We start from the raw sequence: 9,409 nt of genomic DNA on the forward strand, positions 1-9,409 counted from the left end.
ATAAAGGGGATTAACTAATGAGATTAGATAAATTTTTAAAAGTGTCACGTATTATTAAACGTCGTACAGTTGCAAAAGAAATTGCAGATAAGGGTCGAATTATGATTAATGATAAAATGGCAAAATCTTCAACAGATGTTGTTGTTGGGGATGAGTTAACAATCCAATTTGGTAATAAAACGCTGACTGTTCGAGTTATGGCGCTTAAAGAAACAACGAAAAAAGCAGAATCAATTGATTTATATGAAGTTGTTTCTGAAGTTTATACAGAAGAAAGTCGATAATTATCGATTTTTAATTGGAGTCCTTTATTGGGTTAGGAGACAAGATGGCCGATAATAAATCGAAAATTAAATTTTTAGATAATGATTTTATGAAAGCTAATAAAACAGAAAGAAAAAAAGATCAACGATTGGTAACTATTCACCGCCGCCGTATGATTGGATTAGGAGCTGTTTTAATAATTATAATCATTTTCTTTAGCGTACAGTTAATTTCAACCAAGCTTAAGGTTGCACATTATAAGCAAGAAACAGCAGTTGAACAAACGAAATTAAAAAAAGCTAAAGCAAATCAAAAAGATCTTAAATTTCAAATTAAACAATTAAATGATAACGATTATTTATTAAAATTAATTCGTGAAAAATATTATTTCTCTAAAAAAGGTGAAACTGTCTATAGTTTTCCTAGTGATAAAGCAAATTTAAAAAACTAATCAATCAGGGATAGAATTACCCGTGATTTAACTTTGTATCAAGGTTTATAGCGTGGTATACTAGTATGGTATATATATCTAAGGAGGAACAACTTTTTTATGTCTATTGAAGTCGGAGAGAAAGTTTCAGGTAAAGTTTCAGGAATTACAAATTTCGGTGCATTTATTGATTTGGGTGACAGAAAAACAGGATTAGTACATATTAGTGAAGTTTCTGATGGATTCATCAAAGATATTCATGATGCACTAACTGTTGGGGATGAAGTCACAGTTAAAGTTTTATCCATTGGCGACGATGGTAAGATAAGTTTATCAATACGAAAAGCTGTTGATAAGCCTCAAGTAACAGAAACAAAATCTCGTCCACAGAAAACATTTAATAAAGATACTCGCGCATCGACTGGTTCTCGTCCATCAAATGGTGGTAAGAATCGCTATCAGACTAAAAAAGTTGAACCTCAAAAAGATGACTTCGATTCATTGTTGTCAGGCTTTTTGAAAGATAGTGAAGATCGGTTAGTTTCATTAAAGAGAAGTACTGAAGGTAAGCGCGGTGGCCGTGGTGGCCGACGTAATTAATAACGAATTTTAAAGATGAGTGGTTGAAATGAAAATTTTAAACCACTCTTTTTTTAATGAAAAAAGGAGAAAAGTTTTGCTGAATACAAGATTTGAGGCTCAATATCGGCTACTTGGTAGTCCTGAAAAAATTCTGGTTGCTGTTTCAACAGGTGTTGATTCAATGGTCCTCATGGATTTGTTGCAACGATTACCAGATGAAATCCGGCCTGAGATAGGCGTTGCCTACATTGACCATCAATTAAGAGAGCAGAGCCGTATTGAAACTGAGTTCATCGAAAAGTATTGTCTAGATCATCAATTTAAATTATATAAAAAAGTTTGGCCAGTACATGAACATGGATTAAATGGTATTGAAAATGCAGCGCGCAAAATGAGATATGATTTTTTTGAGCAAATAATGGTATCAGAAACTTATGCAACGTTAATGACAGCGCATCAAGCAGATGACCAGCTCGAAACACTTGTTATGAAAGGAATTCGTGGCGGAGATATCAGACAGTTAACGGGTATCAGTCAAACTAGATCATTTGGACCAGGGATGTTAGTTAGACCGTTACTTTTGTTCACAAAACAGGCTATTCGGCAGTACGCAAAGCATGAAAACATTGTTTTTTTTGAAGATGAAACGAATCAATTAAGTGATTTTTTTAGAAATCGAGTTAGAAAAGAAATTATACCGAAAATGCTTGAAAATAATAAACAAGTAATTAAGCATGCACAAAGTTATGCAGATCAGTTAACGAACCTATTAGATTTAGCAGATGAAGCAATTAGTGAAAAAATAAAAGAAATCAAATATGCTTCAGGATTTAAAATAAAAATGTGGACCACGTTGGAAACAAGGTGGCAAAAGCCGATATTGAAAAAAATCGCTGAAGAACATGGTGTTTTCTTAAAAGAAGACCAAATACAGCAAATTAGCCAGTTACTGCTGAATGAAAAAAAACCACAGGGTGAACTTAATTTAGGTGATGATCAATTATTTGTTAAAAAATATGAGTACATGGATTTCATTCAAAAAGAGAAAATAATTGAAAGTACTTCTGAAAAAATAATACTCGGTATGAATTCATGGGTTAATTTAAATAATAATGAAAAAATTGGCGTATTTAAAGCTGAAGAGATTAATCTAGATGAAGTAACTATAAAAGATTATATGATGGTTGATCACTCTATTGTTGAAGAGGGGCTTAGCTTGAGACATCGGTTGCCAGGCGATTATATCGACATAGGAAATAGTGCAAAACAAAAAATAAAAAAAATATTTATTGATCAAAAAATAAGTAGTAATGACCGTAATCAGGCTTGGGTATTAGAAACTAATACTAAGCGAATCATTTGGTTAATAAATTATAAAAAATCTCAATTGTCAGACACCGTTGAAACTGATAAAATACAAGACATAATCGTTTTAAAAAAACAAGGTCAGGGAAGAGGCTAAAGTGTATGGATGAAGATATCAAAAAAGTTCTTTACAGTGAGCAAGAAATTCAAGATGTTACTCGGCGATTAGGAAAACAGATTACCGCTGATTATCAAGGCAAAAATCCATTGCTTGTTTGTATATTAAAGGGCGCCTATCTTTTTATGGCTGACATTGCTAAAAATGTTGCAGATTATGCAGAAGTTGATTTTATGAATGTTTCGAGCTATGGGGATGGTACCGTATCAACTGGTGAGATTAAGATTATCAAAGATTTAGATATTGATGTTAAAGGCAGAGATGTGATTATTGTTGAAGATATCGTGGATACAGGACAAACTTTAGCTTACTTAATCGATCTGTTTAACAATAGAAATGTAAAATCTGTTAAGGTTTGTTCGTTGTTGGACAAACCAGAAGGTCGTAAAGTGACTGTTAACGTTGATTATGCAGGATTTGAAGTTCCAAATGAATTTGTAGTTGGTTATGGATTAGATTATGCTGAAAAATATAGGAACTTACCATATATTGGCGTCTTGAAACCTGAAATTTATACAGAGTAAAATAATGGTCAAAGAATGTCAATTGTGATATAGTGTATCCTATTCAAACGATAGTTGAAATAAAAATAAAGAAAAACGGGCAGGAGAGTAGATATGAAAAACAATCCTAAAAATGGACTTTTTAAAAATAGTTTATTTTACATAGTTATCATGCTTGGGATAATGGGTGTAATGTACTTCTTTTTTGATGGAAACAGCAAAACGGAAACACAAGAAATTCAATCAAGTGAATTTGTCTCAAAATTACAATCAAACCAAGTGAAATCATTTGATATTCAACCATCAGGTGGTGTCTACAAAATAACAGGGACTTATAAGAAAGCTCAAACAGAAAAGAGCAAGGATACTGGGTTCTCATTAATTCCAGCTTCAAAGAAAACAACAAAAGTTAAAAACTTTACGTCAACAGTTATTCAAAATGATTCAAATATGGCACAAATTTTGAAATCATCTGAAGCAACAAAGACAAAAATGGATACAAAAGAAGAACAATCAGATAGTATCTGGTTGCAATTAGCAATTACGGTTATTCCACTTGTATTAATGGTCGGCTTTTTCTATCTTATGATGGGACAAGCAGGACAAGGTGGCGGTGGTGGCGGTAAGGTGATGAACTTTGGTAAATCAAAAACAAAACCTTCCGAGAAAAAAGATAATAAAGTTCGTTTTGCTGATGTTGCCGGTGCAGAAGAAGAAAAGCAAGAACTTGTTGAAGTTGTTGAATTCTTAAAATCACCACGCAAATTTGCTGATTTAGGCGCTCGAATCCCATCAGGTGTTCTCCTAGAGGGACCTCCTGGTACTGGTAAAACTTTACTCGCAAAAGCAGTAGCTGGTGAAGCTGAAGTACCATTTTATTCAATTTCCGGTTCTGATTTCGTAGAAATGTTTGTCGGTGTTGGGGCAAGTCGTGTACGTGATTTGTTCGAAAATGCTAAGAAAACTGCACCATCAATTATCTTTATTGATGAAATTGATGCTGTCGGACGTCGTCGTGGCTCTGGTACAGGTGGCGGTAATGATGAACGTGAACAAACATTGAACCAATTACTTGTTGAAATGGATGGATTTACGGGTACAGAAGGTGTGATTGTAATTGCAGCTACTAACCGTTCGGATGTTCTGGATCCAGCACTTTTACGTCCTGGTCGTTTTGATCGTAAAGTTTTAGTAGGTCGCCCAGATGTTAAGGGTCGTGAGGCTATTCTTAATGTTCATGCAAAAAACAAACCGTTAGCATCTGATGTTGATTTAAAAGTTATTGCTAAGCAGACACCTGGATTTGTTGGTGCTGATTTAGAAAATCTTTTAAATGAAGCTGCATTATTAGCTGCTCGTCGTAATAAATCAAAAATTGATGCAAGCGATATGGATGAAGCTGAGGATCGTGTTATTGCGGGACCAGCAAAACGTGATCGTACGATTAATGAAAAAGAACGTCAAACAGTTGCATTCCATGAAGCCGGACATACAATTGTTGGATTAGTCCTAAATGATGCTAGAGTTGTTCACAAAGTAACAATTGTCCCTCGAGGTCGTGCTGGCGGTTACGCAATCATGTTACCAAAAGAAGATCAAATGTTATTGTCTAAAAAAGATATGAGTGAACAAATTGCTGGATTAATGGGTGGACGTGCAGCTGAAGAAATTGTTTACAATGAACAATCTTCAGGCGCATCAAACGATTTCCAACAAGCAACACAAATGGCTCGCTCAATGGTTACTGAATATGGAATGAGTGAAAAACTCGGACCTGTTCAATTAGAAGGCAATAGCCAAATGTTCGCTGGTGGTTCAGGTCAACCAAGTGCTGCTTACTCAAGCAATACGGCTGACATTATTGATTCTGAGGTTCGTCGTCTATCTGAAGAAGGTATGAAACTTGCTAAAGAAATTATTGAAGCACATAGAGAACAGCATAAATTGATTGCTGATAAGTTATTAGAATTTGAAACACTTGATGAAAAAGAAATTTTAAGCTTGTTCGAAGATGGCAAAATGCCAGAAAAAGACGATGCAAATGAATTTCCGAGTGAAAAAGATGGTTCTTTTGAAGCAACAAAAAAAGAATTAGAACGTAAAGATGCAAAAAAAATAGCTGAAGAAACAGATGAAGTTGATTTATCTAAAACGGTTGTTTTTTACCCCAAAGTGAATAAAGACGATAAATAATCGTTACTTAAGAACTCCGATGGATTATCTATCGGAGTTCTTGTTGGTCTAAAATGAATTATTTAAGGAGAAAACGAATGAAAGATTATCTTGTAAAAAGTTTGGCCTTTGACGGTAAATTAAGAGTATATGCTGTTACTGCGACAAATACGGTTGCTGAAGCACAAAGGAGACATGACACATGGAGCGCAGCATCAGCTGCACTTGGGCGGAGCCTAATAGGAACATTATTACTAAGTACATCTACATTGTCAGCCGATGAAAAAATGACCGTTAAAATTAATGGTGATGGGCCAGTTGGTGCTATCGTAATTGATGGTAACGCTGATGGAACAGTTAAAGGATATCTGAGTGAACCCCACGTTCATTTACCATTAAATGAAAAAAATAAAATTGATGTTAAAGGTGCCGTTGGAACAACTGGATCAATGGCAGTAACAAAAGATATGGGTATGAAGGAACCGTTTACGGGACAAGTCCCATTGGTTTCAGGTGAACTTGGCGAAGACTTTACTTACTATTTAGCTAAATCAGAGCAGATTCCATCATCAGTTGGATTATCTGTATTTGTGAACACGGACAATACAATCGAAGTGGCCGGTGGGTTTATGATTCAAGTAATGCCTGGCGCAACTGATGAAGTTATCGATAATTTAGAAAAAAAATTAGCAGAAATGCCTATGATTTCAGAATTGCTAAGAGATGGTAAAACGCCAGAAGATATTATATATCTGATGTTTGGTAAAGAAAATGTTAATATCTTGGATACAATGCCAGTTGCGTTCGAATGTGATTGTTCAAAAGATAAATTTTACGGTTCATTAGCTAGTTTGCCAAAAAGCGATATCACTGAAATGATCGAATTGGATCATGGTGCCGAAGCTGTTTGTCGTTTTTGTGGAAATCGATATCAATATTCTGAAAATGAATTAATGAAATTATTAGAGGGTTCAGCTAAATAAATTTTATCAATATATGATTTGTGTTATGATACTAAACAATAGTAAGTGTAAAAAACGATGAGGTGAATAGAATGGAATGGAAAATTGGCGATATATTAATTCCTAATCAAGTAGTTGTTGCACCTATGGCAGGTGTAACAAATGCGGCATTCAGAATGATTTGTAAGGATTTTGGTGCTGGATTAGTAGTTTGTGAAATGATTTCTGATAAAGGAATCCAATTTAGAAATAAAAAAACGTTGAGCATGTTGTTTGTAGATCCAAGAGAACATCCAGTTAGCGTTCAAATTTTTGGCGGAGATAAGGAAACATTGGTTGCTGCTGCTAAGTTTGTTGAAGAACACACGTCAGCCGACATAGTCGATATTAATATGGGTTGCCCTGTACCTAAAGTAACAAAAACAGACGCAGGCGCACGTTGGTTGCTTGATCCAGATAAAGTATACGAAATGGTTGATGCGGTTACTAATGAGCTGTCAATTCCGGTAACAGTTAAAATGAGAACAGGCTGGGACGAAGATCATATTTTAGCAGTTGAAAATGCCTTAGCTGCTGAACAAGGTGGTGCAGCTGCACTTGCAATGCACGGAAGAACACGTTTCCAGTTGTATAATGGTAAAGCAGATTGGAATATTTTACATGAAGTTAAAAGTAATTTAAAAACAATTCCTTTTATGGGTAATGGTGATATTAAAACGCCACAAGATGCAAAGAAGATGTTAGATGAAGTCGGTGCCGACGCTGTTATGATAGGCCGTGCTGCATTAGGAAATCCGTGGATGATTAGGCAGACAGCAACGTACCTTGAAACAGGTGAACTCATTGCTGAACCTTCAGCATCTGATAAAATTTTAGTTGCTAAAGAACACTTGCACGCACTTTGCCAGATAAAGGGTGAGGTTATTGGACCTAAAGAATTCAGAAGTCAAGCAGCATACTACTTAAAAGGTATTTCGCGTTCAGCTCGTGCTAAAGCAGCATTGAATGAAGCAAATTCAGAAGCTACTATGATAACGATATTTGATAAATTTTTAGAAGATACAAAAGAACGTGAATTCAAATTAATGCAAAAAGAAGCATAGAATTAGTTGCATTTTATTGGGTTAATTGGCATGATAGTAAGTGAAATATGTAATTAAGTGAGGGATATAATATGGTAAAGCAAGAACAAAGTATGAATGATCAATTAAAGGTACGTCGTGAAAAAGTTGTTGAACTTCGCGAAGCAGGGGTCGATCCATTTGGACACCGCTTTGAACGTAAAGACATGACTAAAGCATTACATGATAAGTATGATGCATTAACTAAAGAAGAACTTGATGGTATGGATATCCAAGCTACTATCGCAGGTAGATTAATGTCTAAACGTGGTAAAGGTAAAGTGAGTTTCGCTGATATTCAGGATAAAGATGGACGTTTACAATTATATGTCCGTAAAGATGTTGTAGGTGAAGATACATATCATATCTTTAAACGTTCAGATATTGGTGATTTTGTTGGTATAACAGGTGATGTTATGAAAACAGATATGGGTGAATTAACGATTCGCCCAACAGAAGTTACTTTCCTATCAAAAGCATTACGACCATTACCAGATAAATTTCATGGTTTGCAAAATGTAGAACAAATCTATAGACAAAGATATCTTGATTTAATCACAAATCGTGAAAGCTTTGATCGATTTATGAAACGTAGTCAAATTATTTCAGCTGTAAGACGTTATTTAGATGGTAATGGATATATTGAGGTTGAAACGCCAGTACTGCATAACCAAGCAGGTGGAGCATCAGCTAAACCATTTACAACACATCATAATGCGTTAGATATTGAACTATACTTGAGAATTGCACTAGAATTACATTTAAAACGACTTATCGTTGGTGGAATGGAAAAAGTATACGAAATTGGTCGAGTGTTCCGTAATGAAGGAATTGATACAAAACATAATCCTGAGTTTACAATGCTTGAAACGTACGTTGCATACTATGACTTCCATGATGTAATGGATGAAACTGAAGGCATTTTTAAAGCAGTCGCAGATGTAATTTCAAATGACGGAATTATTGAATATGATGGAAAAAAAGTAGATTTTAATAAAAAATTTGCAAGAGTTCATATGGTAGATGCTATTAAGTCCGTAACTGGAGTGGATTTTTGGAAAGAAATGTCAGTTGAAGAAGCACAAAAATTGGCAGATGAACATCATGTTAAATATGAAACATATTGGAAAGTTGGCCATATCATTAATGAATTTTTCGAAAAATTTGTTGAAGATACAATTGTTGATCCTACTTTTGTTTATGGACATCCTTTAGAAATTTCGCCTTTAGCAAAGAAAAATGAAGATGATCCAAGATTTACGGATCGTTTTGAAATGTATATTTTAGGTACAGAATATGCTAATGCATTTACTGAGTTAAATGACCCCATTGATCAAAGAGAGCGATTTGAGTCCCAAGTTGAAGAACGTGAAGATGGTAACGATGAAGCGGAAGGAATCGATGAAGATTTCATTGAAGCACTCGAATATGGTATGCCACCAACAGGTGGTTTAGGAATTGGAATAGATAGGTTGGTTATGTTAATGACTGATGCACAATCTATCAGAGATGTGTTATTATTTCCAACTATGAGACCAGATGATAATCAATAAATATTTTTAAATTATTTTATAGGATTATTTTTGATGAATAATATTATATGAGAGTATTGTCGCTATGTGACAATACTCTTTTTTTACTTTTATTTCAGCAGTAAAAGTAATAATAAAACACGATGTACACGTTTACATTCATTGATTTAGATTTAATTTAAATAAAGGCTTGACGAAGGTGATTATTCTTGGTAAAGTAATAAACGTTGCTTCAGTAGTAAACAACTAATTCAAATGTGACCAGTTAATTAATTAAAAAAGTTCTTGACAATTAACGAAATCCTTGATATGATATAAAAGTTGTCAAAAGCAACCAAGTAGATCTTTGAAAACTGAACA

General features: G+C 34.4%; 9 protein-coding genes. All 9 read left to right on the forward strand.

Annotated elements, in window-relative coordinates:
- Positions 1 to 17: 17 nt before the first annotated feature.
- The 9 genes from AC1RPT_RS01780 to lysS all read left to right on the forward strand — a co-directional run bounded on the left by AC1RPT_RS01780 (position 18) and on the right by lysS (position 9,070).
- Positions 18 to 284, forward strand: coding sequence for an RNA-binding S4 domain-containing protein (locus tag AC1RPT_RS01780; RefSeq protein ID WP_481760853.1), 267 nt, complete (start codon positions 18 to 20; stop codon positions 282 to 284).
- 44 nt (positions 285 to 328) lie between these two features.
- On the forward strand, positions 329 to 715 hold the full coding sequence (locus tag AC1RPT_RS01785; protein WP_481760852.1) for an FtsB family cell division protein: 387 nt from the start codon (positions 329 to 331) through the stop codon (positions 713 to 715).
- A 99-nt stretch (positions 716 to 814) separates the two neighbouring features.
- Complete coding sequence (locus tag AC1RPT_RS01790) at positions 815 to 1,294, forward strand: S1 domain-containing RNA-binding protein (RefSeq protein ID WP_481760851.1); 480 nt, start codon at positions 815 to 817, stop codon at positions 1,292 to 1,294.
- Positions 1,295 to 1,370: 76 nt separating this feature from the next.
- The gene (gene tilS, locus AC1RPT_RS01795; RefSeq protein ID WP_481760850.1) at positions 1,371 to 2,738 is read left to right on the forward strand and encodes a tRNA lysidine(34) synthetase TilS; all 1,368 of its coding nucleotides are present in this window, start codon (positions 1,371 to 1,373) and stop codon (positions 2,736 to 2,738) included.
- 5 nt (positions 2,739 to 2,743) lie between these two features.
- Entirely contained in the window at positions 2,744 to 3,283 is a 540-nt protein-coding gene (gene hpt / locus AC1RPT_RS01800; RefSeq protein ID WP_409021576.1) for a hypoxanthine phosphoribosyltransferase, read from the forward strand.
- 93 nt (positions 3,284 to 3,376) lie between these two features.
- The gene (gene ftsH, locus AC1RPT_RS01805; protein ID WP_409021575.1) at positions 3,377 to 5,455 is read left to right on the forward strand and encodes an ATP-dependent zinc metalloprotease FtsH; all 2,079 of its coding nucleotides are present in this window, start codon (positions 3,377 to 3,379) and stop codon (positions 5,453 to 5,455) included.
- 77 nt (positions 5,456 to 5,532) lie between these two features.
- The gene (gene hslO, locus AC1RPT_RS01810; RefSeq protein ID WP_481760849.1) at positions 5,533 to 6,417 is read left to right on the forward strand and encodes an Hsp33 family molecular chaperone HslO; all 885 of its coding nucleotides are present in this window, start codon (positions 5,533 to 5,535) and stop codon (positions 6,415 to 6,417) included.
- Positions 6,418 to 6,488: 71 nt separating this feature from the next.
- Positions 6,489 to 7,499 (forward strand): tRNA dihydrouridine synthase DusB, encoded by a 1,011-nt coding sequence (dusB, locus tag AC1RPT_RS01815; RefSeq protein WP_481760848.1) that lies wholly within the window; start codon positions 6,489 to 6,491, stop codon positions 7,497 to 7,499.
- 71 nt (positions 7,500 to 7,570) lie between these two features.
- Entirely contained in the window at positions 7,571 to 9,070 is a 1,500-nt protein-coding gene (gene lysS / locus AC1RPT_RS01820) for a lysine--tRNA ligase (protein ID WP_481760847.1), read from the forward strand.
- Positions 9,071 to 9,409: the final 339 nt, after the last annotated feature.

It is taken from the genome of Dellaglioa sp. CoH-56-MRSF-11 (genome assembly GCF_056782135.1).

Coding starts and splice junctions, on each gene's coding strand:
- hpt (WP_409021576.1), top strand. CDS start 2,744: ATGGATGAAGATATCAAAAAAGTTCTTTACAGTGAGCAAGAAATTCAA.
- AC1RPT_RS01780 (WP_481760853.1), top strand. CDS start 18: ATGAGATTAGATAAATTTTTAAAAGTGTCACGTATTATTAAACGTCGT.
- AC1RPT_RS01790 (WP_481760851.1), top strand. CDS start 815: ATGTCTATTGAAGTCGGAGAGAAAGTTTCAGGTAAAGTTTCAGGAATT.
- ftsH (WP_409021575.1), top strand. CDS start 3,377: ATGAAAAACAATCCTAAAAATGGACTTTTTAAAAATAGTTTATTTTAC.
- dusB (WP_481760848.1), top strand. CDS start 6,489: ATGGAATGGAAAATTGGCGATATATTAATTCCTAATCAAGTAGTTGTT.
- lysS (WP_481760847.1), top strand. CDS start 7,571: ATGGTAAAGCAAGAACAAAGTATGAATGATCAATTAAAGGTACGTCGT.
- AC1RPT_RS01785 (WP_481760852.1), top strand. CDS start 329: ATGGCCGATAATAAATCGAAAATTAAATTTTTAGATAATGATTTTATG.
- hslO (WP_481760849.1), top strand. CDS start 5,533: ATGAAAGATTATCTTGTAAAAAGTTTGGCCTTTGACGGTAAATTAAGA.